A 23,529-nucleotide genomic window follows, 5' to 3' on the forward strand; every position below is an offset into this window, starting at 1 on the left:
CTATCATAAACCCAAAGGCAAATAGAAGAAATGAAACTAATCCTGTTCATCAAATGAAACACATTTACATAGTTATTTCCTGTGTGGGCCTCTTCTCTGGCAGCGCATATGCGCAAGATACGGCCTACCCGAAAGGTGCCTACTTGTCGTTTGACGAGATTGTCAAAAAGAGCCCATCGGCAACTGCGGACTTAGAAGTAGAAAAACGCACCCCAGGCGATATAAAAATGGCAGGTGGAAATGACTACAAGCTCAATAGCACCGACAAATCCGTAGCTAACAAAGTCTTGAAAAAGGAGTACTGGGGCTACTCCCTTGGAGATACCCTTTATCTGAATTGTTTTCAATACAAGCTGCAACCGTGGTATGCTGCTGTTATCAGCGACGGCAATTATCTGGTGTTCAGGGGAGGGATTTCTCAAAACCAGGAACTGTACAAGAAGCAGATGGCCATGGGCATGGCGTTTGGAGCAATTGGTGGTGCCATAGCCGGTGCCAAAATTGCCATGATGCGCTTCCTGTATGCAATAGACAAAGAAACGAACACAGTGATTGCTGTAGACTCAAAAAGTTTACAAGAACTACTATCTGCTACACCCGATCTGCTCAGGCAGTTTGAGCAAGAGCCAGACAAAGAAAGCGAAGAGGTTCTTCTTAAATATCTTATGCTTTTAAATACAAGTGAATAGCCTACGGTTACAGGTGCCTCTTGTTGTAAATAAATCAAATACAAAAAGATTTGAAATGCTTACCAAAGTCCTTCCTTTTCAGCTATATTAAATGATGTTATTCAGTCGGCAATTATTCGTCCTACTACTATTGCTTGCTCCTGTGGTTCTTCACGCACAGGAACAGGCTGAATCGCTCCCACCCGTAGAGCTCAAAACCGATACTTTAAAGGCGGTACAGGAGGCCGACTCCACCATTGCCGAGGTGAACAATTTGATCGACCACATCAACACTGCTGACACACTTATCAGCAATACTACGAGCAAAACAGATACTGTTTTCGAGGCTTCACACCAGGCGCTTAGTGAGTTGGAAAAAGCAGCCAACCTACCAAACTCCGCCATTGACGGAGCTGGCGATAGCCTGAAGTTCGTGAACAAAGTCTTTGAAAAAGAACAAAACGCCCTGGATAGTGTGAACCGAATACTCCGCACGCCTGCTGACAAAATTTCCAACATAGAGCAAAAGATCAATAACCCCACCGGAGGTCGGGTGAACGGGGTCACGTCAGAAGTAAACGAAGGACTTGACAATGTGGGCATTAACCATGGCATCGACCAGCAAGGAGGTGTTGGTGTATCAGGCGGCCTGCGGCCAGGTGGCCAAGGAGGGCTACTGCCTGGTGCACCCGACATACCAGGGCTGGATGCGACCACTGATGCGCTGGAAAAGCTGGGCGAAGCAGGCGAAGTACTCAACAAAGCCCAGGGCATAACAGACCAAACCAAGAACATAGGCCTGGAGGTAGGAAATGTGTCCCGAGGCGATTTTGAAAACACACAGATCATTTCGGGAATGGCTGAAGACCAGCTTCAAAATACCGAAGTGTTCCAGACGCTAGCGGAAGAGGCAGCCCCGTTTGACGGACTGATGTCACCATTTGCAAACCCGATGGAAGCCGGAGATATGCAAAGCATGGCGTTGGGAGTGGGCAAACAAATGGCCAAAAATCACTTCGAAGGCCACGAAGCAAAACTGGCTGCCGCCATGGGGGCAATGACAGAATTGAAAGGACGGTACACCGACTGGCATTTGCTGAATAAAGAGTCGAGAAACAAGTCACACTCACTGAAAGGCCACCCCTGGCAGCACCGAATTTATCCTTTGCTCAATTTCCAGGTAATCAATGGCGACAAAGTAACTGTCGACCTGATGCCAGGTGCCACTTTCAGGATCAACACACTGGTGTCAGTTACAGGCGGCGGCGTGTACCGAACCAACTTCTACAAAAGCAAAGACAACCCTGGCGTACTCTACCGTCTTGGCGGTGTGTATTTTATGCCTGAGCTTCTTTTTTTCAAGACTTTTTCGCTGCTCGCCGAGGTTGAGCGGCTCGATGTAGAAAGAACCATCACAGGCGTCTTTGGTAAAACCGAATTTATCGACTGGAACTACATGGTTGGCATCAGGAAGGACTATGACTTCACCAAGCATGTATTTGGCAATATGATGGCCATGTACAACTTCAGCTATAATGGACAGCTAAGCCCCTACCCTTCCAGGTTCCATGTGCGATTTGGCATGTATTACGTGTTCAAAACCAAGGAAGAAAGGGAGAAGAGAAAGAGATTTGGGAAGAACTAGCTAACCTCCACAACACCTGAAAAAGAACGTAAAATCTCCACATTTCAAAATCATAGCTATAATCCACTTCATTTATAGCTATAATTCACCTCAAACATAGCTATGTTTCGACCCAAAGAGGGCTATGTTTGGAATGAATGATAGCTATGTTCAGGGTAAAAGATAGCTATCTTTTTGAGGAAGCGTAAAATTCCTCCCGTGGCCCACTCCTCAGCACACCGTAAACTTCTCCCTGGTAAGTCCAATCCAGGGAGATGCAACATCCCTCCTACTCCTGACCTCTGGTACATGATTGCTCATCAAATCACCTCGCAAACACAAGGTCATTACAGGGGCAAAAGTGACAAAAATTTGCCTCCCATAAGACCTGTGTCATAGCAATAGTGAAAGAGAATGAGAACCTTTAGACAAGTAAAAAACTAATGACTAAAATCTAATATCATGAGTACCATCGCTAAAGATTCCGCAAAAGGCTCCACACAAAATACCGGTAAAGACTACTGGAGCGAGCAATATGTAATGGCTGAGCATTGGCAATCCGATTTGAAGTTCGATGAGGATGAGCTGCGGTTTCTCAAGAAACTGATAGACAAGTATTTCTTGTGGCTGATTGACGAAAAGCACCTGGAAAACACACGAAAAGTGGCCAACCGACTGTCCCATTTTGAGAAAGACAGGCTGGAGATAGATACGAGAGTAGGCAAGCACATGCATCATTTGGTAGCGCTTATCGAAAATTCCTCGCTCCCCAATGCGTCGGCCTGTGAAAGCGAACATAACACGCTCAGAAATGCTTTGGCTGACCTACAGATGGAACTACGGGCGGTAAAAAAGGAAATCTTTCAGCTGGCGGAGCATGTAATGGATTCTAACAAAGCCAGGCGACTCCTTGAGTCTGCTGGTTAAGCTTCAAAATGCCTATAGAAAATGATGGTAATAATAGCAGGCTTGCCCGGCTCGGGAAAAACTTATCTGGCAACACGGCTTGCGGCCAGGCTGGGTGCGGTACACATTAGTAGCGATCGGGTAAGAAAAACCATGGGGGCATTGGGAAAATATTCTCCAAAAGACAAGCTCAAAGTTTACAGTGAAATGATCAAGCTGACAGAAAAAGCGCTCCGCAAAGGAGAAACGGTGTTGGTGGACGCAACTTTTTATCAGCAGAAGGTGCGGGATTCGTTTGCAGAACTGGCGACTGAACTTGCTACCCCCATGGCCGTCATAGAGGTTTGGACAGCCGAAAAACTGGCGAGGCAACGAGTGAGCAAGCACCGTGACGACAGCGAGGCCGGTGTTGAAACTTATGAAAGGATGAAGGCGGAATTTGAAGAAATAGCCGGGCCGCACCTTCGGCTTGAATCGTTGGACGCAAATATCAACTCAATGCTCAGTAAATCAATAGAATACATAAACATCAGGAATGAAACAGGCTGAAATTCATGAGCTAGCAAAGCAGGGAATGTATCACGGCGAACCATTAAAGGGCAAAATAGAAGAAACTCACATCTCGTGGGTCATCCTTAGCAGGAAGCATGTATTCAAAATTAAAAAGCCTGTGAAGCTCTCTTTCCTTGATTTCTCTACCCTGACAAAAAGAAAACACTTCTGCGAAAGAGAAATCAAATTAAACGAGCAGTACACCGACATCTATTTGTCGACCCTACCCATCCGGTTTCAAAAAAACTCCTGGTACATAGGTGGGCGAAAGGGAAAGCTTATTGACTATGCGGTGCTGATGAAACGCATGGCCAGTGCCAAACGGATGGACAAGGTACTGCTGGGATCAGGTGCAACGGAGTACAACATCAGAGCATTGGCAAAAGTAATTGCCTCTTTCCATCAAAAAGCCAGAAAAATACGCAGCCCTTTCAGCCTGCCTGTGGCTATCGGGTTGTTCAACGAAATTGTCAAGACAAAACCGTTCGTCGTTCAGAAACTGGGACAGGAGCATACCAACACACTCACTAAGTCAATTGAATGGAGCAATGACTTTCTTGAGGCACACAAAAAGAGAATGCAGCAGCGTATCGACCATGGTTTTAAACGGGATGTGCACGGTGACCTGCACAGCGGCAACATTTTTCTCTACAAAAAGCCAGTGCTGTTCGACTGCATAGAATTCAACGATGCGTTCAGGCAAATTGATCTGCTGTATGAAATAGCTTTTCTCTGCATGGACCTTGAGTCCTTTGGAGAAAAGCGCTTTGCAGACAGCTTTCTCGCTGAATACAATCGCCTTCTCCCCTGCATTGAGATCAAGGAGGACGAGCATATTTTCAACTACTTCAAGTGCCTGAGAGCGAACGTCAGGGCCAAGGTGAACCTGATGAGTGCGACGCAAGCCGACGATGATCAGGAGCTGGCACATCACCTTGCCGACGCAGAAAAATACTTCAAGCTGATGAACCACTACATGGCTGCGGGGTCTTCGTGCCCCTAGCAAGGTCAGCAATTCAATGAGATAAATCTCATATTCTGTCGATGACATTGGTCATCGACTGGGATAAGTCTCAGGGGTATCTTAGGTGTGATTAATAAATCAACAAAATTATGACAACTGGAAAAGCACTTTTGGGCGTGGTGGCCGGGATGGCCGCTGGTGTCTTATTGGGAGTACTTTTTGCCCCCCAAAAAGGAGCAAGAACAAGGAGGGATATTGTTGAAAAGGGTGAAGACCTGGCCGAGGCTCTCAACGAAACTGTTGAGAAAAAATTCAATGAGCTGATGGGCTCGTTTACCGGCAAAATAATGAAGGGAAAGTTGGTGAACGATATGTCAAAGGCTGAAGCTGCAAACTAATGCAGGCTTATGCTTTTATCTGAAAAGCCAACAGACTTCAAAGCTCTGCTTGTTACGAGCAGTGCGTTTGATTCGGGCGGGGTCATCCCCGCACGGTTCACCTGCGATGGTGAGAACATTAACCCACCTCTCCAAATACAGGAGATACCCTGGGAAGCTAAAAGCCTGGTGCTGATGGTAGAAGACCCGGATGCACCAGGCAAAATGTGGCTCCAATGGTTGGTATGGAACATACCGATTACGCATCAAATTGAGGAAAACTCAGTGCCTGGCGTGGAGGGAGCCAACGACTTCAATAAAAGCACAGCTTATGGCGGGCCCTGTCCCCCTTCCGGAATGCATCGGTATTTTTTTAAGGTTTATGCATTGGACATCCTGCCCGACCTTGTTCACGGCGCATCCAAAATTCAGGTGGAGGAAGCTATGCAAGACCATATTATAGCCTATGGCGAGCTCATGGGGACTTACAAAAGAACCCCGCCCTAAGATCGGCTTTCATCTTTCCACGTACGACTAACTCCGGAGAAAGCTTTTGGCAGTCTTCCCCGGAGCTATTGTCGTCTTCTTCTATGGCTGCCCTCCGATAGGCCGCCTATTGAAACTCAACCACATCGGCCACCACCACGGCGGTCACTTTTGTGTAAAAGAATACATTCAACGACTCCGAGTCATACCTGACATTGACCAGGGCCAGTTTTCTGTTTGTTACCGGGCCGTTAACAGCTTCGAAGTTGTCCCAGAGCTGCTTCATGGCATTTTTATATAGCAGTCGGTCGTTACCCAAGGGTATCAGGGCAAGCTGGCTGGCAGCCATTCCAAACCCGTAACTCACGCCAAACACCCCTTTATTGGATGCCTCACCAGAAACATTTGTGGCTACTATTCGGAAGTTGGAGCTGCTTAACTCTACATTGGTGAGGTGGCCTGACGTGGTAACTCCGGTAGAAGCACATCCTCCCAGCATTAGCACAATGATCGTTGCCATTGCAAGAATTGAATTTGACTTTTTCATAGCTTTTCTGATTTCCGCCCAAGGAATTACTTTTCTGGAAAAGCTACCATGACGGTCGTCACCAACTTCTGATGATTCTTGTTACAATGACATTTCTCATTGCGAACTCCTGCTAAACGACATTACTACGACGGGTTTTCCTGCTTATCTTGGATTTCTTGAACTAACCGATTCACAATGAACAAAAGCCCAGTTATCCAATGGCTGATGGAGGGAGACGTAGCCATTCAATACCAGGTGAGTCGTGATCTGCTGGGTGCGAACACAAGGGCAGCTAATGCTCTTCAAAAACGCATTGAATCGGAGGGTTGGGGCGCTCGATTTCTTCAAAAACAGCTCGTTAACGGGCATTGGGGGCAGGCCTTTTACCAACCTAAGTGGGCCTCCACTCACTATACTTTACTGGACTTGAAAACCATAGGGTTGTGGCCCCTGCATGCGCAGGCACAGCGGGGCTGCGAACTGGCTTTGGGCATGCCCTCAGGGGAGAACGGAGGCCTGCGCTGCTCCGCCACGTCAAAAGTGAGCGATGTTTGTGTAAATGGAATGATCCTGAACTACGGCTCCTATTTTCTTCCAGGCCATCAGCGGTTGAAAGAGGTGGTTGACTATCTTCTTAAAGTGCAAATGGCCGACGGAGGCTGGAATTGTCGCTATCTGCACAAAGACACCACACACAGCTCTTTGCATTCCACCCTCAGCGTACTGGAGGGCTTGTTGGAGTTCAGAAAGCCGCCGGAAGATTACAGAACTCCTGAGATTATACAAGCCGAACAAAAGGCGGTCGAATTCTTGCTTCGCCACCACCTTTACCAATCGCACAGAACAGGTGAGATAATCGACCAGCGAATGCTGCGGTTATCATTCCCAGGTCGCTGGCGGTATGATATACTCAGGGCACTGGATCACCTCCGAAATGCTGCCGTGCCCTATGAGCCAAGAATGAAGAGCGCTTTGGACATTTTGAAAAGCAAGAGAAAAAAAGACGGAGCCTGGCGGCTTCAGGAGAAACACAAAGGCAACGTACACTTTGACATGGAAAAAACAGGCAGCCCAAGCCGTTGGAATACGCTCCGAGCCCTGCGGGTTTTGAATTGGTTCCAGCCAGGTTACGCTATGTAAGCTGGTTATCAAAATCAGATATGGGCTTTACAAAACCTGACATCAATTATCAATTCCCTTGATGCAAGTCACTCTTTGCTGAAGATATAGTGATCATATTGGACTGAAATAAAGCCCAAATGAAAGCACCCAACATTCTCAACAGCCAGTTTCTAACCGAAACTGGTAGCATTAGCCGCTTTACCGCCCGGTTTTTCAGAGAGCTATTCAAGCGGCGACAGGAATGGGAGGAGTTCCTGCGGCAATGCTACTGGGTGGGTTACAAATCGCTGCCCCTGGTAGCCATTACTGCTTTCATCATGGGGCTGGTGATGACCATCCAATCACGCCCAACGCTCGTTGAGTTTGGAGCGGAAGCCTTGCTGCCCGCAATGGTATCCGTTTCTTTGATTCGGGAAATATCCCCGGTGATTACTGCGCTGATATGTGCAGGCAAGATCGGCTCGGGCATGGGGGCTGAGCTGGGTTCTATGAAAGTAACAGAGCAGATCGATGCAATGGACGTTTCGGGTACCAACCCATTCAAATACCTGATTGTGACCCGGGTGCTGGCCACCACATTGATGCTTCCCGTGCTCTCCAGTCTCTCCAATGCCGTGTCGCTTTATGGGGCCTACCTGGGTGTAAACATACGTGGGCAGGTAAGCTGGCACCTCTACTGGACTCAGGTGTTCGATGCACTCAGCTTTGGAGATGTCGTCCCTGCCATCATCAAAACTTTCTTTTTCGGATTTGCCATTGGCATCATAGGATGCTACATGGGCTACAACTCAAAAAAGGGAACGGAGGGCGTGGGAAGATCCGCCAACTCGGCGGTGGTAGTTGCCTCCCTGCTGGTATTTATTCTTGACCTGATCGCAGTGCAAATCACCGATTTACTGGGTCTGACCTAAATAATTATGAGCGCTAAGCCAGTCATAGAAGTTGAAAATCTCTGCAAGTCGTTTGGCAACAACCATGTGTTGCAGAATTTTTCTATGGAATTGAATGAGGGAGAAAACCTGGTGATTCTTGGCAAGTCAGGCTCGGGCAAGTCAGTATTGATAAAATGCATTATCAACCTGATTCAGGCCGACAGCGGAAAAATCAAAGTGCTGGGTGAGGAAATAACTTCGTTGAACCAGGAAGAGCTCGACAGGCTAAGGGCGAGGGTAGGTTTTTTATTTCAAAGCAATGCGTTGTACGACTCAATGACCGTACGGGAAAACCTCGAATTTCCTTTGCGGCGGCATTGGGACAAAAAGCAGCGGGAAAAAGGCGCCGAAGTGGCGGTAATGAATGCACTGACTGACGTAGGACTGGCTCACACCGTCGATATGATGCCTGCTGAGCTGTCGGGTGGCATGCGAAAAAGAGTGGCATTGGCAAGAACGTTGATTCTCCAACCTGCCATCATTCTCTACGACGAACCCACCACCGGCCTCGACCCCATTACAGCCAGGGAAATCAATGAGCTGATCCTGAAAGTACAGAAAAAGTACAACACGTCGGCTGTGATCATCTCTCACGACATGAATTGCATAAGCACCACCTCCAACAAAGTGATTATGCTGATAAATGGCACATGTTACGCCAAAGATACTTATGCAAACCTCCTGAAATCCGACGATCCGGTGATTCGGGAATACTTTCACTAACTATGAAAAACAACACAATCCATAACGCCAAGGTCGGTCTGTTCGTCATTGCAGGGGTGGCCTTCCTTGTCATCATGTTGTACATGATAGGCCGTAACCGTAACCTGTTCGGCTCCACTTTTTCAGTAGTAGCCGTCGTTAGCAATGTCAGCGGTTTGTTACCCGGCAACAATGTTCGGTTTATGGGCATCGACGTGGGCACGGTAAAGTCGGTCACTATCGCCAACGACACCTCTATCTACGTAACAATGGTGATTGACAACGAGGTGAAACCCTATATTAAAAAGAATGCGGTTGCCTCTGTTGGCACCGATGGGCTCATGGGAAACAAGCTCATCAACATCACCTCCCAGTCGGCCTATGCTGAGGCAGTGGCAGAGGGTGACATTATTTCGTCGGAGGCACCTGTGGAAACCGACGCCATGCTGCGTACCCTGAACACCACCAATCAAAACATCGAAAAGATCACACAAAACCTGTACGAAATAAGCGAACGGCTTAACCGAAGCAACAGCCTATGGACTTTGCTTTCTGACACGCTTATTGCCATGGACTTCAAAAGGTCTGTTGGGGCACTCGAAAAGGCAACGGGCAATGCAGTTGAAATAACCAGAATTGGCAAAGAACTAGCTTTTTCACTTCAGCAGGGAGACGGCCTTGTTTCAACACTTTTTACTGACACCACAATGGTGCAGGATCTCAACAGTTCGCTTCGGAATATTGAAAACGTCAGCAACGAAACCCTCCTGATGATGGAAAACATCAGGCAGCTATCGGATCAAATGAAGGAAGGAGAAGGGGCGGCTGGCCTGATACTGGCCGACTCAGCGTTCAGGGAGAAGTTGATGAACAGCGCACTCAGTCTTGAACAGGGAACCGACAGGTTCAATGAGAATATGGAAGCCCTGAAATCAAATTTCCTTTTTAGGAGGTATTTCAAAAAGCTTGAAAAGCAAAAGCAGCAAGAGATTGAAGGCAAAAAGGAGTAAGCACGGCTTGACAACTCTTGCCTTCTTGCTTGTTGATAAAAAATAAGCGATGAGTATTACTTCTCCTTCACGTTCAAATGCCCGACTGACATACTCTCCAGCCTCAATTCAGCTTGTTTTTCCCAGTCTACTATCTCGTCAATCAAATCAGCCACTACTTCCATTTCTAACTCCAAAGCAAACGTAGAAGCTATTTGATAACGGGCAATTTTATAATGAATAATGCTACGAAGACAGGCTATAATCACCACCTCCCTTATGTTGTCGCTTAGCGCCCTGCTTATCAATTGGTGGGTTTCATCCACCATTTTATCTATCACCTTATTGCTGTTTGCCGACGGTTCTTCCATAAGATAGTTAAACACTCTTTCCAGCTTCAGCACCTTGTCTTCTGCCAGACTGGTGTATTTTGTCAGCTCAGCTTTCATTTCCTTTGAAGCCACTTTACCAATACAGTCCGTCAATTCCTTTTTTAGTTGCTTCTCAGCTATGTAGAGCTGATTCACCTGATATGACAGTGCATCTTTCAGGTCGGCAATTCCGTGGGTTTTCATCGTAGTACAATTTTAGTTTATGTGCTGCTTGTGAGCAGCTTTCTTCTCATCGGCCCAAGTCTTCAGGTATTCAATCACGTCTTCAATACAAGGGCTGTAGCCGTTCTGTATGAAGGCTCCTGAAGCAGCAGTGCCCAATAATGCGCATTGGCGTCGGTTCATACCCTCTAGCAGCCCGAGACAATAACCAGCATTAAAATTATCGCCACCACCCATCAGCACCTTTGGGGTCTCCACCTTGCTTCCGCTCACCTCAATTATTCCTTCATCATAAGCCACAAAAGTGGTCTCCCGGCTACGAACAATCACAGCGTCAATATCAAAAACCCTGAAAATAAATCTCGCCATCTCGCTCATTGCGGGTATTTTCACCTTTGTCTGGTCTTGCGTCGGTTCATAGCCATTGAGTACTAACCAGAGTTTACTTGCCTCCTGCTGATTCAAGCTAACAGTGACCTTGCCAAAAGCGGCAAACTCATCAATCAACTCAACCATCTGCCCTATCTTCTTGCGGGGTATCTTGTACGGATCTCCGATATGGAAGAAAAATAGCGCATCTTTTTTACCAGTCGCCTTGATCATATCCTCCAAAAATCCTCTCCAGATAGAGGAAGCAAAAGGTAGCCTGGCCCAGTCCACCAGCGCAAAAAGCTCTGCTTTTTTCACCACTCTTTTCAACTGGTCGAATACTTCAGTATGAGTTTTTATATACTCCCAGTCGTAGTTGTTGAACATGGCCTGGTCAGACAAAACTATCTTTGCATCGTTGAACTCCAGGATCTGGTTCTCTCCAGGATCCATCACTGATGTTATCTCGCACAACTTGTGCATTTTCATAAACACAGGATGCAGCGCCGGATGTCCCATGGCTCCGAGGCAATGTGTTTGAATGCCGAGGCTTCCGAGCGTATTGGATAAAATGGGTGCATCGCCGCCAATCCGAATCTTAGTAGTGGAGGTTTCTATATCCCCCCCACCGACTCGCATTGATCCCAAGTGGTCAGTAAACTCACCCAAGCTGTCGAAATAGGTAGCATTATTGCCCTTCTTTTTAGCGACTACTCGTTGTATTTTGTCCACAAAGCCATCGAACCCGGTAAAAGCGAGATGGCTGTCCTCCTCATAGTTGCGCAGCGGAATCAGCTTGCGCCAGAGGCTGTCGAGGTCTTTTTTGCTGGTTTCCATGGCTTGTCTTTTTTAGGTTTAATAGTCCCTCTCTCAAATTGCTTTCATTAAGATACTCCCCATACAAACAAGAATGAATGACCCGCAACGGTCATTCAAGTGACATTGGTCATTAGTGCGGAAGATGAGCAGCCACTGTTCACACTGGCATCTTCTTTACTTGAAATAATAACCCGCAAAAATCTATAGCACCTAAACTGGCACCAACTCAATTGGTCGCCGCCTGCTACACCAGGCTAATCAAAGATCAGCCTGTACCAGAGGTATTTCCCTTTCTGCCACCATAATGTTCTCTATTCCTTTGATCAGCGCATCCGGATTAAAGGAAATTGAGTCAATGCCAGACGAAACCAGGAACCTGGCAAAGTCAGGATAGTCGCTCGGTGCCTGTCCGCACAAGCCAACTTTCACGCCCTTTCTGTGAGCTGCAACGATCAGCTGCCTGATCAAAAAAGTGACTGCTTCATTTCTTTCGTTGAACAGATCACTGATAATGGCTGAGTCACGGTCGATACCAAGTGTGAGTTGGGTGAGATCGTTCGAACCAATCGAAAAGCCGTCAAACAGGTCTGCAAACTGATCGGCAAGAAGGATGTTGCTAGGGATCTCCGCCATTACATACACCTCCAGGCCATTTTTGCTGCTTTCCAGTCCAAACTCTCTCATTACTTCCAGCACCTGCTTACCTTCCTCCACGGTTCGGCAAAATGGGATCATTACCCTCACATTGGTTAGCCCCATTTGGTCACGCACTTTTTTAATGGCTTGACACTCCAATCCAAAACCTTCCCGATAACGCTCGTTGTAATATCGGCTGGCCCCTCTGAAGCCAAGCATTGGGTTTTCCTCGTCGGGCTCAAACTGTCGACCTCCAAGCAGTTTGGCGTATTCATTGGTCTTGAAGTCACTCATCCGTACGATTACCTCTCTGGGGTAAAACGCCGCTGCCACCATGCCAATGGATTCGGCCAGTTGCTCCACAAAAAACTTCTTCTTGTCAGTGTAGTGCCTCGTGACAGCTTCAATCTGTTTCTTTTCGGCAGACGATGGCAGCTCATCAAACTTCACCAGCGCCATAGGATGCACTTGTAGGGTATTGCTGATGATAAACTCCATCCGTAGCAAGCCGACACCGTCGTTAGGGTAAGAGGCGTAAAGCAGGGCTTTCTCAGGATCCGCCAGAATGAGCATTCGCTTGGTTTTTGTCTCCTTGATCTTTTCCATCGGAATCACCTTCTCCTGCCAGTCAAGCTTGCCGTCGTATACTTTCCCGACATCTCCCCCGGCACACGACACCGTAATCGTTTGACCATCGGACAGCTTTTCTGTAGCTAACAACGTGCCCACCACGGCAGGAATACCAAGCTCCCTGGCGATGATGCTGGCATGGCTTGTGCGGCCTCCCTTGTTAGTAACAATGCACACAGCTTTGCGCAGCAGCGCATTCCAGTCGGGGTTGGTAATGTCTGCCACAAGAATGTCTCCCTCCTGAACTTTGCCGGCATCTGCCAGAGAGCGAACTACACAAGCTCTGCCACTGACAACAGAATGCCCCACCGCTTTGCCCATTAGCAGCGGCTCTTCCGCTGCTTTTATCGAATATTCCTTTAGTTCAATTTGCTTGTTTTGCCCATGTATTGTCTCCGGCCTGGCCTGTATGATATACAACTGGTCGTTCAATCCGTCTTTTGCCCATTCGATGTCCATAGGTAGCTTGTAGTGCTTTTCGATGGCGTGGCACCACTTACCCAACTGCGTCACCTCCTCATCCGACAGCACGTACTGATCCCTCAGCCGCTGAGGCGTTTCCTTCCAAATCGTGTTGTCGCCTTTTGTTCCATACACCATCATTTGCTGTTTGCCCCCCATTCGCCTGAACACAATACTGTCCATTCCTTTTTCTATGGCTGGTTTAAACAGATAAAACTCATCGGTATTTACCGCTCCCTGCACCACGCTCTCGCCCAGTCCCCAGGCGCCCGTCACGTATATGAGGTTTTTATTTCCGCTCTCAGGTTCTATGGTAAAGGCCACGCCAGCACTGCTCTTGTCGGATCGCACCATCACCTGCACCCCCACCGACAGGCCCACCTGCATGTGATCAAATCCGTTGTCAATCCTGTATTTGATAGCCCTGTCGTTGAAAAGAGAGCGGTAACACTTTTTCACAGCCTCCAAAAGGTCGCCTTCGGAATGCACGTTAAGAAACGACTCATGCTGTCCGGCAAAACTGGCCGTTGGAGAATCCTCGGCAGTTGCACTGCTACGTACCGCAACCGAAAGATTACCACCGTGAGTGGCCGCCAGTGCCTGATAGGCTTTTGATATGGAAGCTTGCAATTCTCCCGGCAATGTAGCCCCGGCTACGAGCGACCTGCATTTGCTCCCTACGTCGGGCAGGTTGTCGAGCGTTTTCACATCAACGGATTCACAAAGTGCCTGCAATTTGCTGGTCAGTTGATTGGCGTGGAGAAATTCGTTCCAGCCAGCAACAGTAATAGCAAACCCATCGGGCACGCTGATACCTTGCTCTGCCAACTGGCTAATCATTTCGCCAAGTGACGCATTTTTACCACCCACTTTGGCCAGGTCAGCCATGGAGATGCGTTGAAACGGTAGAATGAAATTTTTCATAAGCTGATTTTCGCAGTATTGATCAGCTAAACCTACCTCAGAAAAACCGCCGCTGCCATGACAGGCATCAACACCGGGACTGACAATGGTCACGAGTTTGCCAATGGCGAAAAAAAGTTACTCAACTGACTTGATTGAAAATGATGACAAAAATCCTGAGGGCACAATGACCAGCGTCAGTGGTTTTTGCCATTTCATTGAACATATTATTTATGAATAAGTGGAACTCTAAAAACACTACCAGCCATGAATTATAGCAAAAATACACTTACCCCAATTGCCGATGCAGCACGCTTCTTCCATGAAATAAAAGGCAGGATCCGTTATGAAGAAAGGAGGCTGGTGGCAAGAGGGCGAGAGTTGCTCCCCAAGCGAATGGCACCGGGCGACAAAAATCGGGCGGGCGACCGCATGATAAAAATGGAATACTTGTAACCTTTTTTAATAATGCGGGCAGCTTCAGTAGCACCTTGTGCAACCAGCCGCTACTCAACTGGTTTTTTTTCTTACCGGATGACATAGAGTGGTGATTCCTGGCTGCCTCCTACTAATCCACTCAGCCGCATTTTTTACAAAAACTCTGGTTGCATATTGAGTCACATTGTTGCTGTCGGCCTCAAGGCTTGACCTGCTCATTTCGTCAATGGCTACAGATGCACCTAACCAATCATTTTATTCGCTCCCTGTCGCCGTTTGAGTGATTTCTCTCTCAAACTGCCTTGATCCAAATCATATTTCCCGTTGAGAAAAAGCCCTAACATTACTTGCAACGACATCGCAAGCGAACCAACATGAACAGCCAAACCACAACCACTAACGATAGTGCTTCGGCCACAACAACAGACGCCAGTGCCGGACACACTGATTTTTCGCAACTCACTGCAGAAGAATCTCTTGCTGCACTAGGTGCTACCAGAAAGGGGTTGGATCAGGATGAGGTTGCCAAACGTCTGATTGCATTTGGGCCAAACGAAATTCAGGAGAAAAAGAGGCAGCCGCTGCTGTTCCTTTTTCTCAAGCAGTTTAAAAGCCTTCTGATAGCTGTCTTGTTTATGGCGGCTATCCTGTCATACATAACAGGAAACATTGCTGACGTCTATATCATCATTATCGTAGTGATTGTAGATGCCTGTATCGGTTTTTTTATGGAACTGAAAGCGGAGAGCGCCGTATCCTCCCTTAAAAAAATCCTAAATCCACTGGCGAAGGTGGTCAGAGCCAACCAAACAATGACTATTGCCGCCCGGGAGCTGGTACCTGGCGACATTATTATTGTGGAGGAAGGCGATAGCATTCCAGCGGACAGCCGCCTCCTTGAAGGAAAAAACGTTCGAACACAGGAGTCATCGCTCACGGGAGAGTCGTTGCCGGAATCCAAAACAACAGACGTTTTGTCCGGCCCCACCGTAATGGCGGATCAAAAAAACATGCTATGGAAAGGCACTTTCGTAGTAGGAGGCTACGGCACTGCGTTGGTAGTGCACACAGGAGTGAGAACGGAAATTGGAAAAGTAGCCGAAGCTCTTTATGAGATAAAACCCTCGATATCACATTTTCAAAAGAAAATAAACAAGCTAGCCTCTCAGATGGGTGCAGCGAGCATTTTCTTCGCCCTGGTACTTTTCATAATTAGCTATTTCACCTTGAACGTACCTGTCCGTGAGCTCCTGCTGATCTCAGTGGCCGCCATGGTCTCGATAATACCGGAAGGACTTCCATCTATCATAGCTATTGTGCTGGCCATTGGTGCTCGCAGAATGGCTAAAAGAAATGCCATTGTCAGGGAATTCACTTCTACAGAAACGCTTGGCGCTGTTTCTACTATTATCACCGACAAAACAGGCACCCTAACTAAAAATGCACTGACGGTACGCAAACTTTTTATTCCAGATGAGTTGGAGGCGGGTGCCGATTTCGAGGTAACGGGTGAAGGCTGGTCTCCTGAAGGCACTATCATTCGAAAGAACGCAATAGCCGATACTAACAATGATGTGGCCCTGCAACGACTGCTTCAAATTGCCGCCTACTGCAACAACGCATCTATCAGAAAGACCGCCAAACCCAATAATTATGAGTTGACCGGAGACCCAACCGAAGGTGCTTTAGCAGTGCTGGCCCAAAAAGGAGGAACCGCTGTTGACGACAAAAAGAAAGTGGACGACCTGCCCTTCAATTCAACCATGAAACTGCGAGCCACCATTGTCAGGGAAGATGATGGCGAAACAAACCTGCTTGTTGTGGGTGCACCTGAGAAGATCTTGGCTCTCTCTACAAAAATACTGCACTCAAACGGTTTGAGGACAATGAACCCGCAATCAGCCAACTTGCTGGCAAACAAAATTGATGATTGGAGTGCCCAAACCATGAGGGTTATCGGGCTTGCTTACAGACCATTTCAGAAGCAAAAATTGAAAGAAGATGATATAAACGAATTGATTTTCGTCGGTCTTGTTGGCATGATAGACCCACCCCGCCTGGAAGTGCCAAAGGCCATTCAGAACTGCAAGAGAGCCGGCATACGGGTAATTATGGCAACCGGAGATCATATCAGCACAGCTGTAGCCATTGCCAGGTCAGTTGGCATCATTGGAGTACATGACAATGACGAACGGCTGGCTTTGACCGAAGAGCAACTGCTTAGCTTGTCTCCGTCAGCGTTTGATGAGGCCATTCGCACTGTGAATGTGTTTGCCAGATTAACACCTAAAACCAAACTCAAACTTGTGGGGAGACTTCAGGAAATGGGTGAACTGGTGGCCATGACCGGCGATGGGGTAAACGACGCCCCTGCACTAAAAAGAGCCGATGTGGGTATTGCTATGGGAATTATGGGTACCGATGTGGCTCGTGATGCCGCCAAAGTAGTATTGGCAGATGACAACTTTGCGTCCATTGTCAATGCCATTGAAGAGGGGCGCATCGTCTTCGCCAACGCCCGGCAGGCCAGCTTTTTCCTTATCACAACCAACTTTGCAGAGATAGCCACGCTGATCATGGCTGTCGCACTCGGTTTGCCAATTCCCCTGACTGCCATCCAAATTCTGTGGCTCAATTTGGTAACCGATGGCATTGGCGACATGGCACTCGCCGTCGAAAAAGGACACGACGATGCATTGGATGCACAACCGATAAGAAAAGACGAAGGAATCTTAAATAAAAGCATTGTGCCATTTCTCATCGTAAACGTCTTCGTGATGGCCGGTCTTACCCTCGCCGCCTATCTTTATTTTATCCCGCAAGGCATCGACACTGCAAGAAGTGCAGCTTTTGTGGTTATGTCTTTCACACAGCTTTTTAATCTCTACAATATGCGCTCCTTAAAAAAATCAGTTTTTGAAATCGGCATTTTAACCAATGGCTACATTAGCCTCACCATGGTGTCGTCTTTGGTAATTACTGCTGTGATTTTGTTTGTCCCCTACTTTCAGGAAATCTTTGGATTTGGGCCATTGAAGGTGATAACCTTTTTCACCCTGGCAGCATTATCTTCTGTCGTTCTTTGGAGTATTGAACTATTAAAATATGCCAAAAACATAGCGGGACGCCAAACTGGCACCTGACTGAATTCGGCTACAAGTTCGCCCTGTGTTATTAATATTCAGGTACTGGAAAACTATCGGTTAGTCAAAATAACAAATTGCGATGGCTGTAGCTTAACCTTGATAAAATTGCGATCGTTGTCTTCGCTTTTCAGCATATGAACCTCCCCTTTGCCGCCGTATAAATAATGAAAAGAGCAACCTTCCCGGTTGAAGTATTTATCCACCGTTACATATTGTTCTACCTCATGCTCAAGTGAGTGATTATAGGCCACTACGCATTCCTCGTCGTACAGCATTCTACTGAAGGCTATCAGACTATCGGCGTACACAGGCAAGTGGAAGTCTTTCCCATCCCTGGAAAGCTTTCTTATATACATCCGTCCAAACTTTAACACCGAACTTTTCTTTCGGATAGCGGCAATTTTGGCTATTTCCTGATAAATACCATTCTCCTTGTTCAGCGCATTGGTGGTGTTGTCGCTCAAGTCAAACATTGCTTCCCGGATATTCCAGTCGCCTTCTCCGGCACCGTCGAAACCCTGCTCAGTACCATAGTAGATGCACGGTGTGCCAAGCGCACAAAGTAGGAATCCCACTCCTGCAATGATTTGGCCATCGGTAGCATCTTTACCAAAACGCCTTTTAATCCCCTGTCCCACCTGATCGTGGTTGTCAAGAAACGTAACCAAAAACTCCCCAAACTCCCCACGTGCCATGGCATTTCTTCTCAGCGACTCATATCGCTCAATGAGCTTCTCAGGAGTAGCATGCCCTTTGATAACATTGGCCAACACATAATACAGAGGAAAGTCCAGCACCGAATTGAGTCCATAGTAAATCGCCTTGTCCTCGACCTCTATGGAGGTTTTGGGCCCAATATACTTGTTGTACAACTCCTCCGAACCTACCAACTCTCCGAAAAGAAAAAAGTTCTTTTTGCCTAGCCTGTAAGCATATTCACGCAGGAGAGAGCAAAACTGCCCGATGTTTTTCTCTCCCATGTGTTTGACTGCATCGAGCCGAAAGCCGTCGATATCAGTTTCTCTTATCCAGTAGCAATGTATTTTTGTGAGGATGTCCTGCACATACTTTGCTTCGGGTGATTCGTCATTTTTAAACGACTTTAATCCAAAAAAATCACCCTCCCGTGTTTCGGGATAGGTATCAAAGTTCCTAATACGCCCTTTTTTCCAATAAACTTCCGTGTCCCTAAGCTCTACAGGCAGAGGACGATCTTCAAACCGCCAGCCTCCAAAGGGATATACATTGCCGTTGTAATAGCCAGGCTCCATATCATCCTTGTAGAACCAGTTATCCCCGGAATGATGCAGCACGATATCGAGAAACACCCTCATGTTCATCGCATGTGCCTTATCTACCAATTCAGCCAGGTCCTCTTTGGTTCCGAAGCGTTTGTCTACCTCAAGGTAATTTTGAATGGCATATCCATGATAGGCAGCTTCGTTGTTTTCAAAAAGCGGGCTGAGCCAAAGTGCCGTACATCCCAGGTCGTGTATGTAGTCGAGGTGTTTGGTAATGCCCCTGATGGTGCCTCCGCAAAACGTCTGTAGTTGGTCGGCGTTTCCAAATCCGCTCCGTTTTTTTGCATGAGGGGAGGGCGTCCGTGCATGATCATCATGAAACCTGTCAATCAGTAGAAAGTAGATGAATTCTTCTCTCCATTCACGGTCACAATTGGCCCAATACGTTTTGTTGGGCTTTGGCGACAAGTCAATGTCTTGTATTGATCTCAGCATCATTTAAATAGTAAAAAGGCCTCCTGATCCACAGGCTTTGTATCGATCACCAATTAACGATCATCTGCCAAATTCGCTTATGACAGACATCAGTTAGCAAAAAGACATTGCTCAGTATTCACCTTCTGCGCACAGTGACTTCATGAACCAAGGTGGCTTAATTTTCCAACCATACCGATTCATGACCAACATCACCTGACCGACGGACGTTGGTCATTTCATACCCGGTCGGCAATAGATATCTTGAAGACAAAAGACAAAGCCATGAAAAAGATACTTGTCCCCTGCGATTTTTCCACACCAGCAGTTCACGCTTATAGTTTCGCTTGCCAAATGGCAAAAGAAGCACAAGGTGAGGTGTTTGTCATGCACGCCTTCGAGCTTCCGTTTTCCTACGAATCGACCTTCGGAGTACAACCCTATATTTTCGACATGGAGCTTCTGAAATCTATAGAAGACAAAGCAAAAGAAAACTTCAAGAAAATGAGAAAAGCTGTTGGTAAAGCAGCAGAAAACCAGCATTTCGAGGCCTTGCATGGCAGCATTACCGGCTCAATTCTCGACCAGATTCGTGAGAAGAACATTGACCTGGTAGTAATGGGCACAACAGGAGCCAGCGGACTCAGCGAGGTTTTGATTGGCTCCAACACCGAAAAAGTAGTTCGGTTTTCGCCAGTCCCAGTGCTTTCTCTAAGAGAGGGCCACGAAGCTTCCGACATAAAAAACATTGTATTGGCCAACTCTCTTGAACTTAACCAGAGGAAGTTTGTGGAAAAGGTAAAAGATCTTCAGGCATTTTTTGGAGCCAAACTTCACATACTCTATATCAACTCGCTTGCTCGCTTCAAGCCCGAGGAGGAAGCACAACTTTTACTGGAAGATTTTGTAAAGCACTATACACTTGAGAATTACACGCTGAATATCCGAAATGCTCCTTTTGAAGAGGAAGGTATTATCCGATTTGTGGAACAGACAAAAGCAGACATGCTGGCGATGGCCACCCACAGTCGGCGGGGGCTGGCTCATCTGGTTTCCGGCAGCCTGGCAGAGGACATCGTCAATCATATAGATTGCCCTATCTGGACTTGCACGCTGAGGGATTAGATGGCGGGAGCGTCACGTTTGTCTATTCTATTGCCCACACCGCACAAAGGAGGTAGAATATGACAGTAGGAGAAAACACCCCTGAATCATACAAATTGAGCTATTTTGAGGATTGTCACCCTAGTGCTATGTGTCATGGCTATGCATCAACCCATATTTCCTCAAACTGCCACTTCTTTTTTCCAGCTGACAGTCAAAAGTATGGCTCCAAAAACCACACACATAAGAAGTAGCATTGACAGTGGCCCCACAAAAGGAGTAATAGAAATGAACTTGAGCAGTATGAATAAACCAAATGCCACCAGCGCAACCTTTCCTGATTTCCAGGCCGACTTATAATAAGTTTGATTGAGCCAATAAGCCAATACTATTGACACAATCACTGTGGCTAGAAGCACTACTGTTAAGTAAGCCGTGAGGGCCAATACACCAATGGGTGCACCTATCAAAGTAACCATTGACAGCACTATGGCAACAGGCACACCAATCAAAAACAGAAAGCCGAGCCCAAGTGAGTTGAGGCTTGACTCTTTGGCAGTAGCGGCGGCCTTATTAAGTGTGTTGCTAAATAGGTAACGGATCAGTAAAATCATCACCAAAGCAGTGCCAAGGTACCAAATCACCATAAGAACAGAAGCGAAACCCAGGTACTCCCATTTACCGTCCTCAATTTCAAGAGAGGGGTCAAAAGTTGCTGTTCCCTGCACAGTATTTTGAAAGTCGAGGTGCCCTGCTTCATTCCAGTAGTTCACGTTGCCCGCAAAGCTGGCGTCAGGCCCTAGCTCTAAAGTAGTAGCCGCCAGAATAGCATTGCCACCAGCTGGCCCGTTGATGATGATATCACCTCCCCGACAGTCTATGTCCCCACCTACACTTCCATTAAGTGTGAGTTTCCCAGAGGCACTTTTAAGTATCCCTGCCACCTCTCCGTTAAGGGTTATCTCACCGCCACTTGTGAACAAATTGCCATCGACAACAACCTTGTCATCTATTGCGACAGTGCCTCCTGCAACTACCAGATCTCCAGCTATATTGCCTGAAATGCTGATTGTTCCCCCAGCGCACCTAATATCATCCCCGACATAACCGTTGAAAAAAATTTCTCCCCCTGCTGCCAGAATATCCTGGCTAATGGTATCGTTAACGGTCACCGAACCTCCGGCAACAATAAGGTCGCCAAGTACTGGCGCATTGATTGTAACTGAACCTCCGGCAACGTAAAGATCGTGCTCAATCTTCTCACGAATAATCACAGTTTCACCAGCTTGAATCTGTGCCTCTGCCTGAAATACTATCAGGCTGCACACTATAATCAGAAATAATCTAATCGATTTCATGATTTAACCCTCCTTTTTAGTTTTGGGGCATCTCATCAGACTCAATTGCCCGCTTGATTTTGGCATTAAACTAGGCAGGCCTTTAAGGAAATAGAATGATTCAAGTCAGCAGTATAGGAGACTTTTATTACCAAAATGACGAATTTACAGCCTGACAAAGAGGTCTTTTGAAAGACCAGGCTTTGACCGAATGCAGCAGACTAGGCGATGGCAGTTTTTGGCGTCACATGCGCCTTGCCAGAGTCCGCATCATTGCCAATCCAAGTTTCTATATGATCTATAATATCGCTTATTCCAGGGCTGTACCCATTCTCAATATACGCCCCGGCTGTGGCCATCCCCAGCAAAAGGCACTGAGACAATGGCAAACCATGCAGCAATCCCTGACAGTAGCCAGCATTGAGGTTGTCGCCACCACCGGTTAGTACTTTGGGATTAACCACGGGATTCCCCTTCAGTTCAAGCACCTCTTTTTTTGTAAAAGCGATAGTTCTGTCCGAAGGGTGCAGCAAAAGGCAATCGATGTCCATAAACTGATAAATGACAGCACCTGCTTCCCGAACAGGAGGAGTCGCTACGTCTTTGGAAACACCTTCAGCGCTTTTTATTGCCGCCCACAGCTTGAGCGCTTCATTTTCGTTGAGGCCCAGTGTTACTTTTCCAAATTGTGAAAACTTGCTTATCAGTTTTAAAGTCTGCTTTATTTGGCTGGTAGTTTTCTTTGTCGGGTCACAAAGGTCGAAAAAGAACAAAAAGTCCCTTTTTCCCGATGGCTCAATGATTTCTTCCAGCACTCCCTTCCAAATATCGCTGGCATGAGGCAGGTTCACCCAGTCTAAAAAAGCAATCAGATGACTTCCACGAATGGCATCGCTCATTCTCTGCATATCCGCAGTCTTTTTAATATAGGCCCAATCATATTCTTCAAACACACTTAAATCTGAGAATATCATTTTTCCATCGTCAAATTCAATGGCATCGCTCTCACCAGGATTCAAAACACTCATCACTTCACAGTTTTCGTTTAAGTCGGTGAAAACACTGTGAGGCTTTGGGTAGCCCAGGCTACCAAAACAAATGGTACGAACCTTCAGTTTTCCCATAGTATTTGCAAAAATTGGTGCATTACCACCTAGTTTCACCTTTTGAGTGATCATTTCAATCTGACCACTTTTTCCAGAGGCAGAATTGATTCGTTCAGAGAACTCAGGAAGCGTTTTAAAAAAAACAGTATTCTTTCCCGCTTTTTGCTTTATCGCTTTTTTGATTTTGTCTATAAACCCATCAAAGCCAACAAAGACCTGCTTTGACGCAAAATCTTTCCCATTGGACTGCAGGGTCTGCAGCAAATCCTCAAGCATTGTGACTGAATATGCCATCATTCAAATGTTTTGTTTATACAGAACAATGTATCGGATGTTTTTGATATTGAACATGACGTGGGTATGATCAGGCAGATGATAATTCTCATCATCGAATGAGCAATTCTTCCAACCGGACATATGTGCTGCGAACAATCGGCATGATGAGAGTCTTGGCCTGCA

At 46.9% G+C, this 23,529-nt stretch carries 21 protein-coding genes; 14 read left to right on the forward strand and 7 right to left on the reverse strand.

What is annotated here, in order from left to right; all coding sequences use genetic code 11:
• Window positions 1–53: 53 nt before the first annotated feature.
• From GC130_RS16100 to GC130_RS16130, 7 genes are all read left to right on the forward strand, one after another.
• Entirely contained in the window at window positions 54–689 is a 636-nt protein-coding gene (locus GC130_RS16100) for a DUF6563 family protein (RefSeq protein ID WP_151999361.1), read from the forward strand.
• A gap of 91 nt (window positions 690–780) precedes the next feature.
• Window positions 781–2,313 (forward strand): hypothetical protein, encoded by a 1,533-nt coding sequence (locus tag GC130_RS16105; protein ID WP_151999362.1) that lies wholly within the window; start codon window positions 781–783, stop codon window positions 2,311–2,313.
• 441 nt (window positions 2,314–2,754) lie between these two features.
• Complete coding sequence (locus GC130_RS16110) at window positions 2,755–3,219, forward strand: hypothetical protein (RefSeq protein ID WP_151999363.1); 465 nt, start codon at window positions 2,755–2,757, stop codon at window positions 3,217–3,219.
• 21 nt (window positions 3,220–3,240) lie between these two features.
• Window positions 3,241–3,747: an ATP-binding protein gene (locus GC130_RS16115; protein WP_151999364.1), complete on the forward strand. Its 507-nt coding sequence runs from the start codon at window positions 3,241–3,243 to the stop codon at window positions 3,745–3,747.
• Entirely contained in the window at window positions 3,734–4,753 is a 1,020-nt protein-coding gene (locus tag GC130_RS16120) for a hypothetical protein (RefSeq protein WP_151999365.1), read from the forward strand. Before GC130_RS16115 ends, GC130_RS16120 begins: the two co-directional genes overlap by 14 nt.
• A gap of 110 nt (window positions 4,754–4,863) precedes the next feature.
• A complete protein-coding gene (locus GC130_RS16125) occupies window positions 4,864–5,112 on the forward strand; it encodes a YtxH domain-containing protein (RefSeq protein WP_151999366.1) in 249 nt (82 codons plus the stop codon).
• 9 nt (window positions 5,113–5,121) lie between these two features.
• Window positions 5,122–5,598 (forward strand): YbhB/YbcL family Raf kinase inhibitor-like protein, encoded by a 477-nt coding sequence (locus GC130_RS16130; protein WP_151999367.1) that lies wholly within the window; start codon window positions 5,122–5,124, stop codon window positions 5,596–5,598.
• Between the two features lie 106 nt (window positions 5,599–5,704).
• Here GC130_RS16130 and GC130_RS16135 read toward each other — a convergent pair whose 3' ends face one another.
• Window positions 5,705–6,124 (reverse strand): DUF6567 family protein, encoded by a 420-nt coding sequence (locus tag GC130_RS16135; protein WP_226940520.1) that lies wholly within the window; start codon window positions 6,122–6,124, stop codon window positions 5,705–5,707.
• A gap of 177 nt (window positions 6,125–6,301) precedes the next feature.
• Here GC130_RS16135 and GC130_RS16140 point away from each other — a divergent pair, with 177 nt between their 5' ends.
• The 4 genes from GC130_RS16140 to GC130_RS16155 all read left to right on the forward strand — a co-directional run bounded on the left by GC130_RS16140 (window position 6,302) and on the right by GC130_RS16155 (window position 9,872).
• Window positions 6,302–7,246 (forward strand): prenyltransferase/squalene oxidase repeat-containing protein, encoded by a 945-nt coding sequence (locus GC130_RS16140; RefSeq protein ID WP_151999368.1) that lies wholly within the window; start codon window positions 6,302–6,304, stop codon window positions 7,244–7,246.
• Window positions 7,247–7,365: 119 nt separating this feature from the next.
• Window positions 7,366–8,139, forward strand: a complete 774-nt coding sequence (locus tag GC130_RS16145) for an ABC transporter permease (RefSeq protein WP_151999369.1) — start codon at window positions 7,366–7,368, stop codon at window positions 8,137–8,139.
• A 6-nt stretch (window positions 8,140–8,145) separates the two neighbouring features.
• A complete protein-coding gene (locus GC130_RS16150) occupies window positions 8,146–8,883 on the forward strand; it encodes an ABC transporter ATP-binding protein (RefSeq protein WP_151999370.1) in 738 nt (245 codons plus the stop codon).
• Window positions 8,884–8,885: 2 nt separating this feature from the next.
• On the forward strand, window positions 8,886–9,872 hold the full coding sequence (locus GC130_RS16155; RefSeq protein ID WP_151999371.1) for an MlaD family protein: 987 nt from the start codon (window positions 8,886–8,888) through the stop codon (window positions 9,870–9,872).
• 56 nt (window positions 9,873–9,928) lie between these two features.
• Here the strand turns inward: GC130_RS16155 and GC130_RS16160 are convergent, their stop codons facing one another.
• The 3 genes from GC130_RS16160 to ppsA all read right to left on the reverse strand — a co-directional run bounded on the left by GC130_RS16160 (window position 9,929) and on the right by ppsA (window position 14,245).
• Window positions 9,929–10,426, reverse strand: a complete 498-nt coding sequence (locus GC130_RS16160) for a ferritin-like domain-containing protein (protein WP_151999372.1) — start codon at window positions 10,424–10,426, stop codon at window positions 9,929–9,931.
• Between the two features lie 12 nt (window positions 10,427–10,438).
• A complete protein-coding gene (locus GC130_RS16165) occupies window positions 10,439–11,611 on the reverse strand; it encodes a hypothetical protein (protein ID WP_151999373.1) in 1,173 nt (390 codons plus the stop codon).
• Between the two features lie 240 nt (window positions 11,612–11,851).
• Window positions 11,852–14,245 carry a phosphoenolpyruvate synthase gene (ppsA, locus tag GC130_RS16170; protein ID WP_151999374.1) on the reverse strand — a complete coding sequence of 798 codons (2,394 nt, stop codon included), beginning with the start codon at window positions 14,243–14,245 and terminating at the stop codon, window positions 11,852–11,854.
• A 246-nt stretch (window positions 14,246–14,491) separates the two neighbouring features.
• On the opposite strand from ppsA, the gene GC130_RS16175 reads away from it, so the two are divergent.
• Together GC130_RS16175 and GC130_RS16180 are read left to right on the forward strand one after the other, a co-directional pair.
• Window positions 14,492–14,680: a hypothetical protein gene (locus GC130_RS16175; protein WP_151999375.1), complete on the forward strand. Its 189-nt coding sequence runs from the start codon at window positions 14,492–14,494 to the stop codon at window positions 14,678–14,680.
• A 356-nt stretch (window positions 14,681–15,036) separates the two neighbouring features.
• Complete coding sequence (locus GC130_RS16180) at window positions 15,037–17,805, forward strand: cation-transporting P-type ATPase (RefSeq protein ID WP_151999376.1); 2,769 nt, start codon at window positions 15,037–15,039, stop codon at window positions 17,803–17,805.
• Between the two features lie 53 nt (window positions 17,806–17,858).
• On the opposite strand, the gene GC130_RS16185 is transcribed toward GC130_RS16180, so the two are convergent.
• Window positions 17,859–19,547 (reverse strand): alpha-amylase family glycosyl hydrolase, encoded by a 1,689-nt coding sequence (locus tag GC130_RS16185; RefSeq protein WP_226940521.1) that lies wholly within the window; start codon window positions 19,545–19,547, stop codon window positions 17,859–17,861.
• Window positions 19,548–19,808: 261 nt separating this feature from the next.
• On the opposite strand from GC130_RS16185, the gene GC130_RS16190 reads away from it, so the two are divergent.
• On the forward strand, window positions 19,809–20,648 hold the full coding sequence (locus GC130_RS16190) for a universal stress protein (RefSeq protein WP_151999377.1): 840 nt from the start codon (window positions 19,809–19,811) through the stop codon (window positions 20,646–20,648).
• 161 nt (window positions 20,649–20,809) lie between these two features.
• Here GC130_RS16190 and GC130_RS16195 read toward each other — a convergent pair whose 3' ends face one another.
• Together GC130_RS16195 and GC130_RS16200 are read right to left on the reverse strand one after the other, a co-directional pair.
• Entirely contained in the window at window positions 20,810–21,985 is a 1,176-nt protein-coding gene (locus GC130_RS16195) for a hypothetical protein (protein ID WP_201568398.1), read from the reverse strand.
• Window positions 21,986–22,185: 200 nt separating this feature from the next.
• Complete coding sequence (locus GC130_RS16200; RefSeq protein WP_151999378.1) at window positions 22,186–23,367, reverse strand: hypothetical protein; 1,182 nt, start codon at window positions 23,365–23,367, stop codon at window positions 22,186–22,188.
• Window positions 23,368–23,529: the final 162 nt, after the last annotated feature.

The sequence above is a fragment of the Imperialibacter sp. EC-SDR9 genome (assembly GCF_902498805.1).
Classification (GTDB): domain Bacteria; phylum Bacteroidota; class Bacteroidia; order Cytophagales; family Cyclobacteriaceae; genus Imperialibacter.

What these genes read in the sequence shown, in the direction of transcription:
- GC130_RS16100 (WP_151999361.1), top strand. Translation starts at nt 54, where the DNA reads ATGAAACACATTTACATAGTTATTTCCTGTGTGGGCCTCTTCTCTGGC.
- GC130_RS16140 (WP_151999368.1), top strand. Translation starts at nt 6,302, where the DNA reads ATGAACAAAAGCCCAGTTATCCAATGGCTGATGGAGGGAGACGTAGCC.
- GC130_RS16180 (WP_151999376.1), top strand. Translation starts at nt 15,037, where the DNA reads ATGAACAGCCAAACCACAACCACTAACGATAGTGCTTCGGCCACAACA.
- GC130_RS16125 (WP_151999366.1), top strand. Translation starts at nt 4,864, where the DNA reads ATGACAACTGGAAAAGCACTTTTGGGCGTGGTGGCCGGGATGGCCGCT.
- GC130_RS16105 (WP_151999362.1), top strand. Translation starts at nt 781, where the DNA reads ATGATGTTATTCAGTCGGCAATTATTCGTCCTACTACTATTGCTTGCT.
- GC130_RS16110 (WP_151999363.1), top strand. Translation starts at nt 2,755, where the DNA reads ATGAGTACCATCGCTAAAGATTCCGCAAAAGGCTCCACACAAAATACC.
- GC130_RS16165 (WP_151999373.1), bottom strand. Translation starts at nt 11,611, where the DNA reads ATGGAAACCAGCAAAAAAGACCTCGACAGCCTCTGGCGCAAGCTGATT.
- ppsA (WP_151999374.1), bottom strand. Translation starts at nt 14,245, where the DNA reads ATGAAAAATTTCATTCTACCGTTTCAACGCATCTCCATGGCTGACCTG.
- GC130_RS16195 (WP_201568398.1), bottom strand. Translation starts at nt 21,985, where the DNA reads ATGAAATCGATTAGATTATTTCTGATTATAGTGTGCAGCCTGATAGTA.
- GC130_RS16160 (WP_151999372.1), bottom strand. Translation starts at nt 10,426, where the DNA reads ATGAAAACCCACGGAATTGCCGACCTGAAAGATGCACTGTCATATCAG.
- GC130_RS16190 (WP_151999377.1), top strand. Translation starts at nt 19,809, where the DNA reads ATGAAAAAGATACTTGTCCCCTGCGATTTTTCCACACCAGCAGTTCAC.
- GC130_RS16135 (WP_226940520.1), bottom strand. Translation starts at nt 6,124, where the DNA reads ATGAAAAAGTCAAATTCAATTCTTGCAATGGCAACGATCATTGTGCTA.
- GC130_RS16145 (WP_151999369.1), top strand. Translation starts at nt 7,366, where the DNA reads ATGAAAGCACCCAACATTCTCAACAGCCAGTTTCTAACCGAAACTGGT.
- GC130_RS16120 (WP_151999365.1), top strand. Translation starts at nt 3,734, where the DNA reads ATGAAACAGGCTGAAATTCATGAGCTAGCAAAGCAGGGAATGTATCAC.
- GC130_RS16185 (WP_226940521.1), bottom strand. Translation starts at nt 19,547, where the DNA reads ATGATGCTGAGATCAATACAAGACATTGACTTGTCGCCAAAGCCCAAC.
- GC130_RS16175 (WP_151999375.1), top strand. Translation starts at nt 14,492, where the DNA reads ATGAATTATAGCAAAAATACACTTACCCCAATTGCCGATGCAGCACGC.
- GC130_RS16150 (WP_151999370.1), top strand. Translation starts at nt 8,146, where the DNA reads ATGAGCGCTAAGCCAGTCATAGAAGTTGAAAATCTCTGCAAGTCGTTT.
- GC130_RS16115 (WP_151999364.1), top strand. Translation starts at nt 3,241, where the DNA reads ATGATGGTAATAATAGCAGGCTTGCCCGGCTCGGGAAAAACTTATCTG.
- GC130_RS16200 (WP_151999378.1), bottom strand. Translation starts at nt 23,367, where the DNA reads ATGATGGCATATTCAGTCACAATGCTTGAGGATTTGCTGCAGACCCTG.
- GC130_RS16130 (WP_151999367.1), top strand. Translation starts at nt 5,122, where the DNA reads ATGCTTTTATCTGAAAAGCCAACAGACTTCAAAGCTCTGCTTGTTACG.
- GC130_RS16155 (WP_151999371.1), top strand. Translation starts at nt 8,886, where the DNA reads ATGAAAAACAACACAATCCATAACGCCAAGGTCGGTCTGTTCGTCATT.